The following is a 15370-nucleotide window of genomic DNA, read 5'->3' as shown; positions in this document are numbered from 1 at the left end:
CATTCCTCACGGTGAGGTGAGGCCACTCGACGGCGGCCTCACCTATGGGCAAAATCAGTTGATCCCGCGCTTTTCGTCATCATGAACGCGCAGCGCCGCCTCTTGCGAAACCGTCAGCAGCCCCTCGCCGGAATAGGCGGGTTTCACCGGCTCGGCTGGAGGTGTGACCGCCAGCGCCTCGCCAGAGTAGGGAATGCCCGCCCGGTCGGCTGGCATGTTCATGTCGATCGCCCGCTGAGTGGCCGTGGACGTGGCCTCCGCGCCGGGATCAAGAGCGGGGTGCAGGTCGCTGGTGACGGTGGAAGGCGGGCGTGCCTCCATGATCGTGACAGGTTCACCCGCGATCGAGCGGAGTGTGTCGTTCTTCTTCGTGGTCATGGCGCAATGCTCCTTATGCAGCTGCGATTTTCAGGATGCGGAAAGCGTTGGGGTCTTTCACACCCCCGCCGACACGCCGGGTTAGGTAGAACGCGACGAAGGGCTTCGCCGTATAAGGGTCACGCAGCAGGGTGGTGCCCTTGCGGTCGTTGATGAGATAGCCCGCCTTGAAGTCCCCGAAGATGATCGGCGTGGTGCCAGCCGCGATATTCGGCATGTTCTCATCAATCTCGACCGGGCGACCCAGCAGCGTGGAGGGTTGGCCAGCCGCTAGGCTTTCGCGCCAGATCAGGTTGCCTTGTCCGTCCTTCACCTTCGCCAGATAGGCGGCGGTGTTGCTATTCATGAGCCAAGAGGCGTTCTGGCGATAGGGCGCGGCCAAGCCATAAACGAAGTCGATCAGCCCATCGACGGTCAGGCCAGTAGCGTTGCCGCTCGCAACGACAGTGATCGCGCCAGCCGGGTGAACCGCCGCGTGCGCACCGCCAGTGCCATAAAGCAGCAGACCATAGGGCTTGTTGACGCCATCGCCGGTCAGGAACGCGATGGCTTCCTGCTTGGCAAACTCGGTATCAACCTCGTCCGTCAGCCAGCCTTCCAGATCCATATCTGCATCGTCCAAGATGCGCTGCGTCGCAAAGGCGTTGGCATAAATTTCGCCATGGCCGAAAATGATCTGCGCGAAGCCGGGCGTCGCGGTGGCCGGACGCGAAGCGGTTTCACCGACCCAGCCGGTTCCGGGGCCAGTCAGTTTCCACAGCTTGGAATAGGCTCCTACCTTTGTCTTTCGGACATCGGAAAGGCGACGCATCGGGCTGACCGACACAAGCGCCTGGCTGATAGTGCGGTCCCATTCGGTCGGGGCCAGATAGCCACCGTCCGAATTTGTCCCTTCGGAAAGGGCCGCTTGGATGGCTGCGCGGTCGCCAGTCTTGTTGGCGGCACGCAAATCAGCCTCCGCCGCGCCGCTGCGGGCATAGGAGTTGAAGCTGGCGGTATATTCCGTGTCGACGGCCTCGACATTGCCGCCCGGCCCATTCAGCGCGCGCGCGGCGGCTATAACCGCTGCGCGATTGGACTCTTCCTCCAACGCCGCGAACCGGGCATCCGTGGCCGCGCGCAGTGCGGCGATGGCGGTCAGCACCTCATCGTCATTGGCGGGAGCCTCCGCGCGAATGGCCAGCAGGCCATGAGAGAGGCAGGTGGCGAGCATGAGATTGGTTTTCATTTCACAGTCCTTTCGTGAGTGCGGCGATCCGCGCGCGGTTGCGGGCGGCTAAGTCAGGGGTTGGGGTGGAAGGGGCGTCGCCCTTGATCGCGCGGAACAGCTCGCGCCGCGCCCCGCGCGCCATGCCTGCCTTGGCAAGCATCCGATCTAGGGATTGAGGGTCGCGGGGATGGCTGGCGCTGGCATCCGCATAGACCGGGGGCTGTGCCTCCCTCTCCATGACGGTATCGGCAAAGCCGCGCTCTACAGCAACGGCCCCCTGCATGTAGGTTTCGGCGCGCATCCATGCGGCCATCTCAGCAACAGGGCGCTTCGTGCGGGCGGCATAGGTGTCTGCCATGGCCTGATCGATGCGCTGGAGAACCGACGTTGCGCTCGTCATCTCATCCGCCGTGCCGTAGAAAAGCCCCCGGCTCTGATGGATCATGATCTCGGCATTATGCGCGATGGCGATCGTGTCGCCTGCCATGGCGATGACGGATGCCGCCGACGCGGCGATGCCCAGCACCTGCACGGCGACGGGCGCACTGTGTCGGCGCAGCAAATTGTAGATGGCAACGCCCTCGAAATAGTTGCCGCCGGGTGAGTTGATCTCGACCGTTAAGGGCTTCGCGCCGATCGAGCGCAGGGCGGCGGCGACGCGCGAGGATGACACTCCCCCTCCGTTGCCGTCATCCCCGATATAGTCGAATATCGAGACCGTAGGGTTCGAGGACGCGAGGGAGCGCACCTCAAAATGCTTGAAGTCGGGCGCTAGGGCGCGCGTCTCGAACTGCCAGCCGCCGCCGTCGCCAACATCGGCAATCGGGGGCGGTCGATGGGCGGCATCAACCTTGAGGTGCATGGGCACACTCCTTCAACGATGGGGATAGGTGTGGCCCGACAGCGTGGAGCGTATCGGCATCACGGACACCAGCAGCGCGAAAGCATACGGGGCCAGTGTGTCCCGGTATCGCCGGGCGCGACCGTCATGCAGCGCGGAGCGTGCGTGGCGAGAACAAGATATGAACGCGGTCGGGCCGGGCGTCAATATTTAAGAGCGCCGCTCCAAGACGATGATGTCGAAGGACGCGAGGGCGCGGGCAAGGGGTCGCCTGATCGAACGCGAAAACCCATCAACCAGCCGTCCCTCAATTTCGATCTTCGTCATTGGCCGGCTGATCTCGCCCAGCGCCGCGAGCGCTGCCTTTCGGGCTTCAGGCGACAAAGCCGCCAGTTTGCGCGCGGCACTCAATTTGTTGTCCTCGCCTGTTCCAGCAACGTGCGCTCCATGATGTCGGTCGCGTTGCGCATCCATTCGATTGCCGCGTGCGGGTCGCCGTTATGCAAATCCATCGCCAGATCGTGCGCCGAATAGATCGCCGCGATTGCCACGTCGGCCTTTTCGATGCCCCGATCTTCATACTGCCGGGCCGCGCTGCGATTGATTCTGCGGCAAAGTTCGATCGCGGCGGCGGTCTGTTCACTGATTTCCATCGTTCTGTTCCTTCATCATTTTGCGGTCTGCGCGGCGCTTCGCCTTCCATCGCTTTTTCTCTTCGGCGGCCCGACATCTTTCACCGCAGTAAACCTTGTCGGGCACGCCCAGACGGGGCGGGCGCTTCAGTTCGACGCCAGCGCCACAGCGCGGGCATGGGGGTGGGGGCATGGCTTCTCTCCGAAAGGGTGGGGGGTGAAAAATTGCTCTCGGCGCACACGGAGGGGCCGTTCGGTCCTAGCCCAGACGGCCTTTGAAACTTTCGATGCCGGGGGTGGCGTCAGCGCCGTCGGTTCCATGGGTGGCTTGGATCGGTGGGCCGACCGTCGCGCCCCACGCCTGCCGCGTCCTTCGCTGTCGCCCCCTTGTCGGCCAGCGTCTTGGCGTCCGAGCATGGCTTGCAGAGCAGCTGATAATTGGAGCGATAACCAGTGCCGCCGCGCGATAGTGGCACGATATGATCGGCAATCGTGCCCGGTGTAGCGCGATCATGTCTGGTGCATTCCTCACACAGAATGACCGTGCGGATCAGGAGCGCGCGCATTTTGTCATGCGCCACGCCATAGCCTCTCTTGTGACGGCTTTCCTTTGACCATGCCATGTCTTGTCTCCTTCGATGGTTGCGTTTGTTTGGCGAAGGGGTGGCGTCAGCCGACCCCCGCGCCCGCGCGCGTCTCCTGACGTTGCCGGATGGCACAGCTTTCCCTTGCCACCTTGCGGCTGGCCACCGCCGATCCCCTCCTGCGCCCTACCGGGCGTCGGGGTCGGCTCCGCTGCTTGCCTCCCCTGACGGGTCGGCCGATGATGATGTTTCAGCATTGGATAGGATGGTAAGTTGGAAGGCGCTCGCCAGCGGTAGAGTATAACTCTATCTTCCGTGTCCCCGATCGGGGACTCTTTGGCGGGCCGAAAGGGTGTTAGGATAGGGGACTGTTTAAGGGTTCCCGATTGGGCACTGTTCGACGGCGACCCAATAGACCTTGACCTGCTTCGTTCTGCCTTGCCGCTCCTTGGTGTCTATGATGCGCCCGGATGCTTCCAGCCTGTCCAGCCCCGCTATGATCTGCTTGCGGTTCATGCCGGTGAAGGCAGTCAGTGCGGCGATCGAGGGCCACGCGCGGAACGTCTTCAAATCGGCATGGTGTGCGAGACCCCATAGGACCAGCTTATCAGCGGCGCGCGGGACACGCTGGCCAGCCGCCCATTCTACTGCGCGCCTGTTCATTGGTCACGCTCCTGTCACGCGTGACATCACGGCGTGACTGCCCGCGCCGCCGCCTCCTGCGCCTCGAAATGTTTGGCGAGGGTCGAGCGCCGGGCGCAGACCTTGCCCCCGATCTTGAACGTCGGGATATGTCCCCGGTCATGCATCTGCGCGACCTGTTTGGGCCGCAACTTCAGATGCTCGGCGATGGCTGCAACGCCATAGAGTAGGTCGGTTTCGTGGTCTGACATCGGCTTCTCCTGTGCGCAATACATGCGTAAATCATGCGTAAATGGGCGGCGGGTTGGTGTGAGAAAACGGCGGATTTCTGCGGTTTTCGCGGGGTAATGCGGGGACTGGTTTGGAGGCACGAAAAAGGGGCATTTCTGCCCCTAAGTTCTTATTAATAATGGGAAAAATAACTGCACTACGGACGTTAGGTGGGCACGCCGGTTTTCTTGGCCTTGATGACCGGGCCAGATTTCAGAACTTCGCGGGCGCTGATGTCATAGGTGACATAGGCAACGACCAGCCGTTTGATCGAATGCGAGTTGGCAACAGCCAGCTTTTCGGCGCTGCGCATCTCGCTGATGATGTCGCGCCAGTAAGACGCGGCAGTCTGCCGGTCGGCAGCGCGACCGAAAATGGTGCGCCAGTTCGGCTCGGGCGGAACGCCGTCGCCGCCATCGATCGCGATCACGTCAGCCATACGGCCCTCCCGGCGGTCGCGCCGAAACCCTCCCCCCTCAAAAATTGCTCTGCGTGCGCACGGAGGGGCCGTTCGGTCCTAGCCCAGACGGCCTTTGAAACTTTTGGATAGGGGGGTGTTATAATGTTGCGCGTGTTCGGATAATGCGCCGTGGCGCAATATTGTTGCGCACCACGCTCACCGCCGTTGCCGCGTCATCCGCAATCGACACCGTCTCGCTGACTCGGTCGGAAGATGAAGCGCGACGGGTTGCGCGCGCTCCGCTCATAGATGACTTCATCAATTGACAAGCCTTGCGGTGGAACATCATCACGCGTCACCACCGTAGGCTGCGCCCTAGCCATGCGAATGACGTTGCCATGCCTGATAGCCAGGCGAGTGCCATCGGATGGCCCGCCCAGAAGTTCCACGGATTCGGACATCACTTGCTCCTGTTCCATGGATGGTCGCGACTGGTCGGCCTACCATCGCGCCCGATGCCCTTGCCCCTGATGACCGCCGCACCCTTGTCGGCCGCCGTCTTGGCGTCTGAGCAGGTCTGGCAGAGCAGTTGATAGTTGGACCGCTCGCCCGTGCCGCCGCGTGACAGCGGCGTGATGTGGTCGGCGATGGTGCCGGGCGTCGCCCGACCTTGCCGCGTGCATTCCTCGCACAGGATGACGATGCGGATCAGCATGGCCCGCATCTTGTCGTGCGCCGTGCCATAGCCGCGCTGGTGGCGGCTGGTTGTGGGCCATGCCATGACCAGCCTCCAACTAGATGTCGCGATTCATCTAAATCGGCGCGTATGGTCACCGCGTTCGAATCAGAGGGATAGTGCATGAGCGACAATGAAAAATGGGCGGCGGTGGTTGAACAACTCAAGTCGATCAGGGAATTCGCAGAAGAGAGCCGCTACACGATTAACGCCTACCGATTACTCCTTGAAGACCTTCTCGCTCACATCGCGGTTATGAAGCCCGACCCCGCAAAGTTCATCGATGACATGGTGTTGAGCATGCACGCGAGCCACGATGGAGCGGCGGCCATCATGAATGAGCGGCCCGAACCCACCGATCGCCGAGGACAACTCAGCGCCGAAATAGGTCGCAAGGGCATGATCGCTACTCGGACGGAATATGAGCGGATCGCTGCTTCAGCAACTCGTCGTCTAACCCAGCAGGGTAAAGGCAAGTCATGATATCGGCAGTGTTGCTGTAGACGTTATCGAGAAACTCAGCGGCCGTGCGCGGCCTGACCAGGCTGGTCTCATTCGCTTCTGCGATGTTCATGGGGCGACGCTCCAAACGGGAGGTAAATAGCAACACCGGACTAGCGCCATGAAGCGGCACTGGTCCGGCGGCCTCCGCTGAGGGTAAGCGGAACTGATGGCAAAGTTACCCAAAAACATGAACGCAGCGCGCACGCCCCAGCCGGATTCGAACCGGCGTCTCAACCGTGTAAGGGGAGCGTCCTAACCACTAGACGATGGGGGCGTAGCATGTGCCTGCTGGTTGGGCAGGCGCTTGGTGCGCTAGCAGCGTCTGTCTTAGACGCAATTCCTATGCCGTGATATGTGACACACTTGGCACCCCCGAGCAAGCCCTATCCTGTGCGGATGTAGGGCAGGGCACAGACCGTCAGTCTGCCCACTGCCTGCAAGAACTCTTCGCGCACCACACCGGCATGCTTCCCTGACTTCGGAACGATCTTGACGCGATGCTCGCCGTTGATGATCCACCGCTGCTCGCGACTGCCCCACCTGTCCATGGCCACCTGCGCATAGCTCTTATCGTCCAGCGCAACCGCACGCAGCGTGCTGACAATCGCGCCGACGCCGCGTTCCAGATATGTATGGTCCGACGCAGACATAAGGGTGGCCAGCATTGGACCCTCACCCTGTCCTGATCCTGAGTCACGGTTCAGCACCGACCGAACAGGCGAGCGCTGCGCCGCCTCGAAGGCATTGCGATAGAAGCGCAGGCACCGCAGATCATCCTCACTGATCCCGGTCGCCTCGCGCCGCGCCAGTTCCTCGAAATACGGTTCTCGCCGATACGCCTTGCCGATCGTGATCGCCTTGCCGCCTGGCCGCGTGTCGACCACGTCCCCGAGTGCATAGGTGGCGCGCCCCTGCTGCTCTGGGGTCGGGCCAATCACATCCCTGTTTTTCCGGTCAATCTTACGGGCTGCCGCCCTGCGCCGTGCCATTTTATTGATGCTCCCGTTCTACTCTTGTTCTTACCGCTTCGAAGGATGCGCCGCCAGCGTTTCGCGCACCGCGCCACGGACATCGACCGCATCGGCGGGCGCGACAGGCGCCGTCCAGTCCCGATCGTGCCGCATGATCATCAGTTGCGCGCGCGCAATGCGTGCCGAGCGTGGGCCGCCAGCCTTGGAAGCGGCGGCGCGGATCTCGGCGACAGTCGGAAAGAAGCGCGCCGTTTTGATCATTGCGTCGGCGGCAGCGCGCAGATCGACAAGAGGAACATCGGCCAGCGCGGTGGCGTAAATGTCGAGTTTCACACCATCGGTTTGGGCAGTGTCCTTTTTTCGCGGCAAGGCGATGGCAAGGCCAGCGATGATCGTGTCGATGTCCTCTTCGTCAGGAAGCGGGGGAGATGCACCATCGACATAGGCCTGCAATGCGGCACGGCTGACGGGGCCGGGCACCTTTAGTTCAAGCACACTCTGCCTGCTGTTCAGAGCGCCGCGCAGCCCGTCGGGCAGCGGCGGCTCCGAGAATTCCATCACCGCTGTGCTGCGCGACTGAACCCTGGCCAGTTGACCCATGATCATTCTCCCTTTTTGCGACCTTGAGGCGCACTGCGCCGCTGAAATATTTGAGGCTGTTAATGGGATCGGACGCAGCGTTGACGCCGTCGCGGATGGCGGATCGCATGTCGTTCGGCGTTGCGCCGTGGTCGATCCATTCCCGAACCAGATCGATGTGACGGCCAATCGCACCGGGATCGACGTGTCGGACCCGTGCCATTCTCGCCAGTTCGTCGGTCAGTTCATCGACGTCGATCGCTCCCGCGTCATCAACATCATCAACAACAATTGAAGATGGAGAAGGAGATGAAGTAGAAGGGGGGGGTAAAATAACCCCCCTTTCATCATCGACTAAGGGGGGTTTTTCGTTGCGCGGGCGACCCCCCTTAGTTCCGTGCGAAGCCCCCTTTGCACCATGGGCCTTGCCGAGTGATCCGCCTGCTGCGCGCGCGTCGCGGATCTCTTCGTCGCGCACCATGCGGCGGCTGTAGATGATGCCCGCATCCGTGCGAGAGAAGACGCCGTTCGCCTCCAGATCCTTCATGGCCCGCTTTACCGAAGCCGGACTTTCGCCGATCAGGCGCGCCAGCATCTCGTCTGAGATCGGGCGGCCCTGCGCGGTCAGGTGGCCGTAAGGTTCGCCCTCATGCATGATAGCCATCATCTCGATCCATAGGCCACGGGACAGCAACGAGCAGAGCCTCAGGCCCGGATCGGTGCGCCAGTCGCCCGGATAGAACTGAAATGCAGGACGCTTGCTCACCGTATCCACCCCCATGCGCGCACCGCCGCCAAAGCCTCTTCCGGCTGGCGGATCATCGCCCAGGGAAATCCCAAGCCGGTAAGAATGTCGCGCCAATCTTCCTGAACGTCAGACAGGTCGTTACCGATCTCACGCTTCACTTCGATAAAGCCGACCTGCTGGCGCTGGCGACCGAACAGGATCAGATCGGGGAAGCCCGGCCGCAACCCGTCCTTGCGCAACGCGGCCATCTGCTTGATGCGTGCCAGCTTGTCGCCCGCAAGGTGCGCGCCATTGGGCACCGCGACGGCTTCAATGCGCTGCATGGCCAGCAGACGGATCGCGCCGCGCTGGACCGGCCGCTCGGTCATACCAGCCGTCACGCTCGACACGCGGCTGCCCGACCTGCGCGGCGTCTTTATATACCATGGTGCCGCCATCAGAGCATCCCCGTGGCGACGCCGCCCAGCGTAAACGTATGATCGGTCGCGCGCGGTTTGAACTTGCGGACGATCTGCGCGCCTTCCTGAACCCGACGAAGCTGCTCTTCAAAGCTGAGGGGTTTGGCCCGATCAGCAGCTGCCTTCGCCCGACAATGCAGCGCGGCTTCCTGCGCCGTCATTTCCTTGGAAGCGACAAGCTGCCGATAGAGCGATCGATATCGCTCGGGAATATGGCGCAGCTTCGTCGCGCTCTGTTTGCGGCCGGACGCCATGCGCGCATCCGACCCAGCCGGTTCATTACTGAAACCCAGTTTGAGGTTTCCGACCTGACGCCCAAGCTGCTGCCGGTGCTGGCGGAACGCTTCGTCATTGGCCATCGCATCGCGGATGCCTTCGCCCGTGCGGCGGCGGTGCAATTCAGCATAGACCGGATCTTGAAACTTGGCCTTCATGGCGGCGCTGATCTTCGCCGCCCGGCTGGGTGTCACTTCATGCTGCCGCTTGCGATAGCAGGGCAGGCACATGCCGGTCTTACGTGCCGGGTCGGGGCGCAGATCAGCGCCACACCCATTGGCGCAGGGAACGGTCGTCCGGCTCATAGCTGCACCTCACGGCGCATCTGCGCGACCTTTGCCAACACGGCGGCACGGGCAGCGGTGGCCCGGTCACTGGATGCCTTCGTCGCCACACGGCTGCGCTCGCGTTTCGCTACGACGGCCGGGTGTGGGAATCGGCGACGGATGGCGTTGACCAGGCGCGCGCGCAGACGGAGGGCGCCCATAGTCAGGCACCCCAGCGCGACGAGATGGCCGCCAGCCGCGTGCGAAGTGATGCGATCTCGGCGGCGAAGCTGGCGTTCGTCTCACGGGCAAGGGTTTCGAGCGCGCTGATGTCGGAACGCAGCGCGCGGACCTCGTCGGGTTCTTTCAGTTCGCCGAAGCATGTCTGGCGAAACTCGACCACCAGCGCTTTGGCCAGCCCGGTTTCGGTGGCGACGCGATCGTCCGACCATTCCTTGGCGAACGCGCCCTTGTCGGTATCGAAGTGGGTTTGCAGCATCGTGAACATCTGCGCCTGGGCGCGCATCGCGGTAGGCGAAGGCTTTGCCGACATAGTCTTTCTCTCTTGGCTGGCCTGTTTCAGGCAATCGGGGCAGGTGTGCGGATCGAGCGACCAGCCGGCCTGCAGGAATTTCCGGTCAATATGCTCCGGGGGCATAATCGCGCGCAGGTTGCGGGTGCCGACGCATGGGCAGCGCGAACACCGCATGTGCGCCACGAAGGACGTCCCGCCGATGCCCGCGTGCGTTTCCAGCGACCGGCCAGCGACACTATTGCGGTAACTATGACCCCGGTGCTTCATCGGGTTATTCCGGTTTGCCGAAGAACAGCGGCAATTCGGTTTCCACCTCAGTGCGCTGGCAGGCTTCCTTGAAGGCGTGGTCGAACACGCGATCGGTGCGCCACAGGTCATACCAGAACACGACGCCAGCCGGGGTCTTGCGATAGCGCAGGCGCGCCGCGATCCGGTAAAGCGGCCCGTTGCGGAACACCGGGATGGCGATCAGGAACAGGCTGGGGATGCGCAGCGGCTGGCCGGTCGCGTCCGTATGCTCGGAGGTGAAGCTGATCTGCGCCTCACCGCTCGACAGGTGCCGGACTTCCCGAATCGCCGAGCTTTCATTGACTTGAAGCCCGCGCGACAATTCTACCAGCCGCTGGGGCGTGGCGATCAGGGCTTCGCCGCCACCGGCGTTGATAAACTTCTGCAAATCCTCCGACAGTTCGTCTTCCTCGGGGATCAGGTGCAGCACATCGATGACGTGTTCTTCGATGAACTCGGCGAAGTCGACCATGGTCATGGCGTTCTTCTGGCCGTCATGGTCGAGCCACGCCTGCCACTCGTCGGACAGGGGGAACGCGAACTGCGCACGATGCTGGCCGAAGCGCGGATCGCTCAGTGCCCCGATGCGGTGATAGTCCAGCACGACCGTCAGGGCGGGGGCCTTGCGATCGTCATTGGCGAAAATCGCGCTATCCTCATCCTTGAAGCGGATGGCGTGAGCGATCAGGCTATCGAGCGAGGTGAGGGCAGCCGTGCCGGTGCGGCGCATCGGCGTCAGGCGATAGTCATCGAAATGGCGGGACGGGATGGGCTGGGGATCGCGGTTCCCGACCAGCACGAACGGGACCGAAATGCCCGTGCCCGGTTCTTCGATCATGCGGATTTCCGGCTTGATATAGTCCTCGACTAGGTCGCGCGCCTCGCCGATGGTGCCTTTCAGTTCTTCGATTTCCATGGTCTTCTACTCCTGTGGTGGATCAGTAATCGCGGGGGCGTTCGGCCTGTCCGCTCACGTCGCGGATGCCGAAAAGCTGTTGCTGATTGGGTTGCGTGCGGGTGAAGCGGTTGTCTTCCGTCCGCCACATCACCGACTTGGGACGGCGGTCTTCCGGCTTCGCGATCTTGAAGCTGGCCTTGATCTCGGTGACGCCGCCGTCTTGGTTGAAGTCTAGGGTGATGGTCGCCTTGCCCTTCGCCTTGCCGCCATTGCGCCAGGCGTGTTCGGCCAGAGAGGCGGACAGATCCTTGATCTGCTCATAGCAGTCGGCATCGAACTGGCCGTCTTCGAGCGAGCGGACGAACTCGCCCAATGTGCTGCAGGCACCGGGCACATGCCCGCCGTCTGCTGCCCGGCGCGACCCGTTTGGATCGCCCGGCTGATATGCCGTGTCACTCATTGCGTTGCTCCTTGTGGCAGGGTGAGGGTGGGTTCGGGGCGGCCCTGCTGTTCCGCTGGCGCGATCCCCTGTGCCGCCGCAAGGCGGGCGCAGGCGGTCGCGAAATGCTTGGGGTTCTTCTCGATGCCGATGAACTGTCGGCCCGCTTTAACTGCGGCGACCCCGGTCGATCCGGTGCCCATGAAGGGATCACAGATCAGACCGGGCGCGACATTGGTGATGATCTTGTCCATGACCGCATCAGGCTTCACCGTGGGATGGCCGAATTTTGCATCGCCGCGTGGTGCCATCGCCACGATCTCGCGATCGAGGTCGAGCAGTGTGCCACGCGGGTGTGCGCCGCGATTCCAGGCGTGGATGTAGAACTCGAAAACCGGCCGATAATGCTTGTTGGCGACCGGCTGCGGGTTCTTCTTGCGCCAGATGCACAGCGCCTGGCGTTCGAAGCTGCCGTCCAGATAGGTCAGCAGCTTGGGCAACTGGTCATTATGGCAAAAGACCACGACTGATCCGACCATCAGCGGATTGATGACGCTGTGATCGAAACCGTCGCTTAGTTCCTCCGCGAGGATTTGGTCCATGCCCTTGCGATCTGCGCGATAGTGGCCGCCGCCCTCTGCGCGAAATTGGTATGGAGGATCGGTGACAATCACATCGATCCGGCCAAGACGCGGCAGGATCTGATAGCTGTCACCCAGATACAGCGTTGCCGCACCGATCACGACGGCGGTCGGTGTGACAGGCAAGGAAATAGCGTTCGCGGAACTGCTATCGAGCAGTGCCGCGCTGGTTGCGCAGGTCATGATTTTCTCCGGGGCTTTGCGCCCGATCAGTTCAGGATACCGTCACGTCTTTCAGTCGAACCTCGTTGCGGCGGCGCTCCAGCATGCCAGCCGCCTTGATGATCGTTTCGATCGCGCCCGCTTTGTCGAGCGTGCGCACGTCGTCGTCGCAGCACACATTGTCGCCAAGCAGCGTGATCAGCAGCGGCAGTGCCTGCGCGATCGCCACAGGGATGTGCGAAACATTGCCGCAGCAGATCGCGTCCGTCGGCACCGCCTTTGCGCCGATCAGGGCGAGGATGGTGTTGAGCGCCTGCGGGCCGAACGCCTTGCCGACGCCGAGTAGCGGGAGCGGGGACAGGTCGCCCTTCCGGTTGCGCGCATTGCCGACCGTCGCGGCGGACGCGCCGATCAGTTCCGCCATGTCCTGATCCGTCAGGCCTTCCGGCGCGGCGAGCGCGCTGACCGTCTGGCTGACAGCCTCGCGATAAGAACTTTGGGTAAGACGGGGCAACTTGCCCAACACGCTGGGCGCGCCTGCGCGTAGAGAATTCCCATGATCGCAACAGTCACTCATCACGCCGCGTCCCTCTGGGCATTGGGGCAGTCCATCAACGAACAGGCCCGGATGGATATGTCATCCAGCCGGGCGTCGCAGTGGGTGCAGAGGGCGGGGGAGGCGCCCAAATCAAAGAAGTCGTTCGGCGTGACGCTATGGCCTGTCGCGTCGGCGATCAGGGGCATGGTTTCCCGATCAGGAATGCGCTCGCCGACAACGTATCTGCGCACCGCCTCCGGCGTTCGTGAAATGATGTTGGCAAACTGCGAGACCGTAATGTCCTTCGCAGTCAGCCATTCCTTTAAGGTCATGCCATGAACTCCTTGCAACACCATTATGGTGTCACTGACGAAGAATTGTCAACACCAAATTGGAGTATGGGAGGACAGCACCATATTGGTGCAATAGGGCGTATGGCTCTTGAAAATAACATTGCTGCATTTCGCGAGGCAAAAGGGTGGTCTCGTCCGGAACTGGCGAGGCGTATGGGGACGTCGGCGCAGCAAGTAGAGCGGCTGGAAAAGGGCCAGCGAGGCCTAAAGCACGAGTGGATTGAAAAGGCGGCAAGGGCGCTGGGCGTGCCGCAGGCTGACATCATCACTCAAGGCGCTAGCGAGCGTGCTGCCCATGAGGCTCGGTCGGACCATCCGCCGGTGCGTGGGTCGGCCGACGGTGATGGCGCGATCGCCCTGCGACGGATTAACCTCGGCTTCGCCATGGGCGACGGGTCGAACCTGGACGACTATATCGAGGAAGGGACCATGGATTTCGATCCAAACCTTCTGCGCACGATCAGTCAGGCTCCGGCACATCGCCTGTTGGTGGCAAATGGCGTGGGCGACAGCATGCAGCCGACGTTGTTCGACAGCGATATGCTCGTGATCGACACGCTCCAGACGCGGCTCAACATGTCGGATCGGATCTGGGCGATCGCGTTATTTGGGGCGGGCGCTGTGAAGCGGCTCCGGCCAGCCGCCGACGGCAAGGTGGAAGTCATTTCCGATAACCCGATGCACGAGAAACAGGTCGTAGAGGCGCGGGACGTTCGGATTGTTGGGCGGGTGGTTTGGTCGGGCCGGAGGCACTGATTAACCGACCCGAATCACCGAACGGGTGGCCGGCGGCGCGCCGACGGTGGATGCAGAACACGGAGCGCGATTGAGAATTTGTCGGAAAGGAATTTAAAGCGTTGAAAATGCAGCACTATAATTTTCTCTCGCCAAAACAACACATTGAAAACCGTCGGCCGCCGCGCTATCTCCTGAACCAACGAAATGTCGGAACGTTATTGCTTGGTGCGTAACCCGATTTTCACCTTTCTGCGCCACCATCCCGGTGGACAATGTGGGAGAAGCAGCATGATGCATCACTCGTTTATCAAAGACGGTTGGGGCGGACTGGGCTAAAAGAGTTTGCCTACAATCATATTTTTTTCTTCGGCCTCCAGCGCATCGCTGGGGGCCATTTTATTGCCAGCCGGCATAGGGCTGATAGCGGCAGCAATCGCTATTTGGGGGGTTTTAACCCAGCGCGCGATGGCGCGGCGCCGCGCCACGATGGATCATATAGCGAAAACTAGCATTGATCAGGATATGATTAATGCCAACAAGCAGTTTATCGCACTGGCTAAAGATCCAGGTGGGCTAGTGAAGTGGGCAGACGCAAGCCTTGAAGGAACTGCGGAAGTCGAGAGTATTCGATTGGTCCTAAATGACATGGAGTTGATTTCGGTTTCAATTCAGTTCGGCATCATGGACTTCGAATATATCAAACGATTTAGCCATGGCACGATTGTAAAATATTGGACGGCTTCCGCTCCGCTTGTTTACGCCCTTAGATCGCGCACCGGATCGAATACAATTTACCTTGAATTTGAGCAGCTTCATGAATGGATCGCGGGGGCGAAAAAACCAAAGCGGTCCATTTGGTGGAAAAAAGTGTTCTAGATTGAATGCCCCAATTGTCCCTAGCCATCGTCGGCGCCGACCACCCGAACAAGGATAAGTCGAACCGTCGATCGGAGATCCTCTGGTCAGCCCCTGGCGAGCCGGTCGATCTTATTCCCGAACCGAAGAACCCGGTCGATCCGCAGGCCGTCGCCGTGTTCAGCGCCCGCGGCGTCCAGATCGGCTATGTGAAGTCGTTTCAGGCGCAGCTGATCCGAACCTATCTCGCGCGCGGCAGGCTGACGGCGGCGATCTTCCAGGATGTCGCGCCGTGGGGCGCCGTCATCCGGCTCGGGCTGGACGGCGAGCATCCCACACTACCCGAGCCGACGGCCGAATCGCCGATCGATGATGACGAGCTCTAACTGGACTACATCCCGCCGGATGAATGACACCATAATGGTGTT

27 protein-coding genes and 1 tRNA gene are annotated in these 15370 nt (G+C 61.7%); 4 read left to right on the top strand and 24 right to left on the bottom strand.

Going from position 1 to position 15370, the window contains the following annotated elements:
- Positions 1–54: 54 nt before the first annotated feature.
- From WA070_RS08845 to WA070_RS08795, 11 genes are all read right to left on the bottom strand, one after another.
- Positions 55–378, bottom strand: a complete 324-nt coding sequence (locus tag WA070_RS08845) for a hypothetical protein (protein ID WP_422633719.1) — start codon at positions 376–378, stop codon at positions 55–57.
- A gap of 13 nt (positions 379–391) precedes the next feature.
- Complete coding sequence (locus WA070_RS08840; protein WP_422633718.1) at positions 392–1606, bottom strand: phage major capsid protein; 1215 nt, start codon at positions 1604–1606, stop codon at positions 392–394.
- A gap of 1 nt (position 1607) precedes the next feature.
- The gene (locus WA070_RS08835) at positions 1608–2450 is read right to left on the bottom strand and encodes a head maturation protease, ClpP-related (RefSeq protein ID WP_422633717.1); all 843 of its coding nucleotides are present in this window, start codon (positions 2448–2450) and stop codon (positions 1608–1610) included.
- 189 nt (positions 2451–2639) lie between these two features.
- Positions 2640–2840, bottom strand: a complete 201-nt coding sequence (locus tag WA070_RS08830) for a hypothetical protein (RefSeq protein WP_422633716.1) — start codon at positions 2838–2840, stop codon at positions 2640–2642.
- A complete protein-coding gene (locus tag WA070_RS08825; RefSeq protein WP_422633715.1) occupies positions 2837–3082 on the bottom strand; it encodes a hypothetical protein in 246 nt (81 codons plus the stop codon). The genes WA070_RS08830 and WA070_RS08825 overlap by 4 nt, the downstream gene beginning before the upstream one ends.
- A 281-nt stretch (positions 3083–3363) precedes the next feature.
- Positions 3364–3684, bottom strand: a complete 321-nt coding sequence (locus tag WA070_RS08820; RefSeq protein WP_422633714.1) for an HNH endonuclease — start codon at positions 3682–3684, stop codon at positions 3364–3366.
- 333 nt (positions 3685–4017) lie between these two features.
- Positions 4018–4308: a helix-turn-helix domain-containing protein gene (locus WA070_RS08815; RefSeq protein ID WP_422633713.1), complete on the bottom strand. Its 291-nt coding sequence runs from the start codon at positions 4306–4308 to the stop codon at positions 4018–4020.
- A gap of 26 nt (positions 4309–4334) precedes the next feature.
- Positions 4335–4538, bottom strand: a complete 204-nt coding sequence (locus WA070_RS08810; RefSeq protein WP_422633712.1) for a hypothetical protein — start codon at positions 4536–4538, stop codon at positions 4335–4337.
- Between the two features lie 185 nt (positions 4539–4723).
- Entirely contained in the window at positions 4724–4996 is a 273-nt protein-coding gene (locus WA070_RS08805; protein ID WP_422633711.1) for a hypothetical protein, read from the bottom strand.
- Between the two features lie 194 nt (positions 4997–5190).
- Positions 5191–5418 carry a hypothetical protein gene (locus tag WA070_RS08800; protein ID WP_422633710.1) on the bottom strand — a complete coding sequence of 76 codons (228 nt, stop codon included), beginning with the start codon at positions 5416–5418 and terminating at the stop codon, positions 5191–5193.
- Entirely contained in the window at positions 5418–5738 is a 321-nt protein-coding gene (locus WA070_RS08795; RefSeq protein ID WP_422633709.1) for an HNH endonuclease, read from the bottom strand. The genes WA070_RS08800 and WA070_RS08795 overlap by 1 nt, the downstream gene beginning before the upstream one ends.
- Positions 5739–5816: 78 nt before the next feature.
- On the opposite strand from WA070_RS08795, the gene WA070_RS08790 reads away from it, so the two are divergent.
- Positions 5817–6176, top strand: coding sequence for a hypothetical protein (locus WA070_RS08790; protein WP_422633708.1), 360 nt, complete (start codon positions 5817–5819; stop codon positions 6174–6176).
- A gap of 223 nt (positions 6177–6399) precedes the next feature.
- On the opposite strand, the gene WA070_RS08785 is transcribed toward WA070_RS08790, so the two are convergent.
- The 13 genes from WA070_RS08785 to WA070_RS08725 all read right to left on the bottom strand — a co-directional run bounded on the left by WA070_RS08785 (position 6400) and on the right by WA070_RS08725 (position 13328).
- A tRNA-Val gene (locus WA070_RS08785) sits at positions 6400–6472 on the bottom strand.
- A 108-nt stretch (positions 6473–6580) separates the two neighbouring features.
- Positions 6581–7135 (bottom strand): hypothetical protein, encoded by a 555-nt coding sequence (locus WA070_RS08780; protein ID WP_422633707.1) that lies wholly within the window; start codon positions 7133–7135, stop codon positions 6581–6583.
- A gap of 81 nt (positions 7136–7216) precedes the next feature.
- A complete protein-coding gene (locus tag WA070_RS08775; protein ID WP_422633706.1) occupies positions 7217–7648 on the bottom strand; it encodes a hypothetical protein in 432 nt (143 codons plus the stop codon).
- Positions 7649–7655: 7 nt separating this feature from the next.
- Complete coding sequence (locus WA070_RS08770; RefSeq protein ID WP_422633705.1) at positions 7656–8528, bottom strand: hypothetical protein; 873 nt, start codon at positions 8526–8528, stop codon at positions 7656–7658.
- Positions 8510–8932 carry a VRR-NUC domain-containing protein gene (locus WA070_RS08765; protein WP_422633704.1) on the bottom strand — a complete coding sequence of 141 codons (423 nt, stop codon included), beginning with the start codon at positions 8930–8932 and terminating at the stop codon, positions 8510–8512. Before WA070_RS08765 ends, WA070_RS08770 begins: the two co-directional genes overlap by 19 nt.
- Positions 8932–9534 carry a hypothetical protein gene (locus WA070_RS08760; protein ID WP_422633703.1) on the bottom strand — a complete coding sequence of 201 codons (603 nt, stop codon included), beginning with the start codon at positions 9532–9534 and terminating at the stop codon, positions 8932–8934. Before WA070_RS08760 ends, WA070_RS08765 begins: the two co-directional genes overlap by 1 nt.
- Entirely contained in the window at positions 9531–9716 is a 186-nt protein-coding gene (locus WA070_RS08755) for a hypothetical protein (RefSeq protein WP_422633702.1), read from the bottom strand. Before WA070_RS08755 ends, WA070_RS08760 begins: the two co-directional genes overlap by 4 nt.
- A gap of 2 nt (positions 9717–9718) precedes the next feature.
- A complete protein-coding gene (locus tag WA070_RS08750; RefSeq protein ID WP_422633701.1) occupies positions 9719–10297 on the bottom strand; it encodes a hypothetical protein in 579 nt (192 codons plus the stop codon).
- A 4-nt stretch (positions 10298–10301) separates the two neighbouring features.
- A complete protein-coding gene (locus WA070_RS08745) occupies positions 10302–11234 on the bottom strand; it encodes a DUF2303 family protein (protein ID WP_422633700.1) in 933 nt (310 codons plus the stop codon).
- Between the two features lie 22 nt (positions 11235–11256).
- Complete coding sequence (locus WA070_RS08740; protein WP_422633699.1) at positions 11257–11676, bottom strand: hypothetical protein; 420 nt, start codon at positions 11674–11676, stop codon at positions 11257–11259.
- Positions 11673–12479, bottom strand: a complete 807-nt coding sequence (locus WA070_RS08735) for a DNA-methyltransferase (protein WP_422633698.1) — start codon at positions 12477–12479, stop codon at positions 11673–11675. Before WA070_RS08735 ends, WA070_RS08740 begins: the two co-directional genes overlap by 4 nt.
- Positions 12480–12510: 31 nt before the next feature.
- On the bottom strand, positions 12511–12972 hold the full coding sequence (locus WA070_RS08730) for a hypothetical protein (RefSeq protein ID WP_422633697.1): 462 nt from the start codon (positions 12970–12972) through the stop codon (positions 12511–12513).
- Positions 12973–13034: 62 nt separating this feature from the next.
- Positions 13035–13328: a helix-turn-helix domain-containing protein gene (locus tag WA070_RS08725; RefSeq protein WP_422633696.1), complete on the bottom strand. Its 294-nt coding sequence runs from the start codon at positions 13326–13328 to the stop codon at positions 13035–13037.
- A 3-nt stretch (positions 13329–13331) separates the two neighbouring features.
- Between WA070_RS08725 and WA070_RS08720 the strand changes: the two genes are divergently transcribed.
- The 3 genes from WA070_RS08720 to WA070_RS08710 all read left to right on the top strand — a co-directional run bounded on the left by WA070_RS08720 (position 13332) and on the right by WA070_RS08710 (position 15328).
- Positions 13332–14105, top strand: a complete 774-nt coding sequence (locus tag WA070_RS08720; RefSeq protein ID WP_422633695.1) for an XRE family transcriptional regulator — start codon at positions 13332–13334, stop codon at positions 14103–14105.
- A 324-nt stretch (positions 14106–14429) separates the two neighbouring features.
- Positions 14430–14963 carry a DUF4760 domain-containing protein gene (locus WA070_RS08715; RefSeq protein ID WP_422633694.1) on the top strand — a complete coding sequence of 178 codons (534 nt, stop codon included), beginning with the start codon at positions 14430–14432 and terminating at the stop codon, positions 14961–14963.
- Between the two features lie 5 nt (positions 14964–14968).
- Complete coding sequence (locus WA070_RS08710; protein ID WP_422633693.1) at positions 14969–15328, top strand: HIRAN domain-containing protein; 360 nt, start codon at positions 14969–14971, stop codon at positions 15326–15328.
- The last annotated feature ends 42 nt before the right edge of the window (positions 15329–15370 follow it).

This window comes from Sphingobium sp. (genome assembly GCF_049304695.1).
GTDB lineage: Bacteria > Pseudomonadota > Alphaproteobacteria > Sphingomonadales > Sphingomonadaceae > Sphingobium.
The sequence above is the reverse complement of the archived record's forward strand: the minus strand, read 5'-3'. Positions and strand labels throughout refer to the sequence as shown.

Coding starts and splice junctions, on each gene's coding strand:
- WA070_RS08765 (WP_422633704.1), bottom strand. CDS start 8,932: ATGGCGGCACCATGGTATATAAAGACGCCGCGCAGGTCGGGCAGCCGC.
- WA070_RS08750 (WP_422633701.1), bottom strand. CDS start 10,297: ATGAAGCACCGGGGTCATAGTTACCGCAATAGTGTCGCTGGCCGGTCG.
- WA070_RS08790 (WP_422633708.1), top strand. CDS start 5,817: ATGAGCGACAATGAAAAATGGGCGGCGGTGGTTGAACAACTCAAGTCG.
- WA070_RS08810 (WP_422633712.1), bottom strand. CDS start 4,538: ATGTCAGACCACGAAACCGACCTACTCTATGGCGTTGCAGCCATCGCC.
- WA070_RS08840 (WP_422633718.1), bottom strand. CDS start 1,606: ATGAAAACCAATCTCATGCTCGCCACCTGCCTCTCTCATGGCCTGCTG.
- WA070_RS08745 (WP_422633700.1), bottom strand. CDS start 11,234: ATGGAAATCGAAGAACTGAAAGGCACCATCGGCGAGGCGCGCGACCTA.
- WA070_RS08795 (WP_422633709.1), bottom strand. CDS start 5,738: ATGGCATGGCCCACAACCAGCCGCCACCAGCGCGGCTATGGCACGGCG.
- WA070_RS08835 (WP_422633717.1), bottom strand. CDS start 2,450: ATGCACCTCAAGGTTGATGCCGCCCATCGACCGCCCCCGATTGCCGAT.
- WA070_RS08800 (WP_422633710.1), bottom strand. CDS start 5,418: ATGTCCGAATCCGTGGAACTTCTGGGCGGGCCATCCGATGGCACTCGC.
- WA070_RS08710 (WP_422633693.1), top strand. CDS start 14,969: ATGCCCCAATTGTCCCTAGCCATCGTCGGCGCCGACCACCCGAACAAG.
- WA070_RS08740 (WP_422633699.1), bottom strand. CDS start 11,676: ATGAGTGACACGGCATATCAGCCGGGCGATCCAAACGGGTCGCGCCGG.
- WA070_RS08760 (WP_422633703.1), bottom strand. CDS start 9,534: ATGAGCCGGACGACCGTTCCCTGCGCCAATGGGTGTGGCGCTGATCTG.
- WA070_RS08735 (WP_422633698.1), bottom strand. CDS start 12,479: ATGACCTGCGCAACCAGCGCGGCACTGCTCGATAGCAGTTCCGCGAAC.
- WA070_RS08755 (WP_422633702.1), bottom strand. CDS start 9,716: ATGGGCGCCCTCCGTCTGCGCGCGCGCCTGGTCAACGCCATCCGTCGC.
- WA070_RS08770 (WP_422633705.1), bottom strand. CDS start 8,528: ATGGGGGTGGATACGGTGAGCAAGCGTCCTGCATTTCAGTTCTATCCG.
- WA070_RS08815 (WP_422633713.1), bottom strand. CDS start 4,308: ATGAACAGGCGCGCAGTAGAATGGGCGGCTGGCCAGCGTGTCCCGCGC.
- WA070_RS08805 (WP_422633711.1), bottom strand. CDS start 4,996: ATGGCTGACGTGATCGCGATCGATGGCGGCGACGGCGTTCCGCCCGAG.
- WA070_RS08725 (WP_422633696.1), bottom strand. CDS start 13,328: ATGACCTTAAAGGAATGGCTGACTGCGAAGGACATTACGGTCTCGCAG.
- WA070_RS08720 (WP_422633695.1), top strand. CDS start 13,332: ATGAACTCCTTGCAACACCATTATGGTGTCACTGACGAAGAATTGTCA.
- WA070_RS08820 (WP_422633714.1), bottom strand. CDS start 3,684: ATGGCATGGTCAAAGGAAAGCCGTCACAAGAGAGGCTATGGCGTGGCG.
- WA070_RS08825 (WP_422633715.1), bottom strand. CDS start 3,082: ATGGAAATCAGTGAACAGACCGCCGCCGCGATCGAACTTTGCCGCAGA.
- WA070_RS08845 (WP_422633719.1), bottom strand. CDS start 378: ATGACCACGAAGAAGAACGACACACTCCGCTCGATCGCGGGTGAACCT.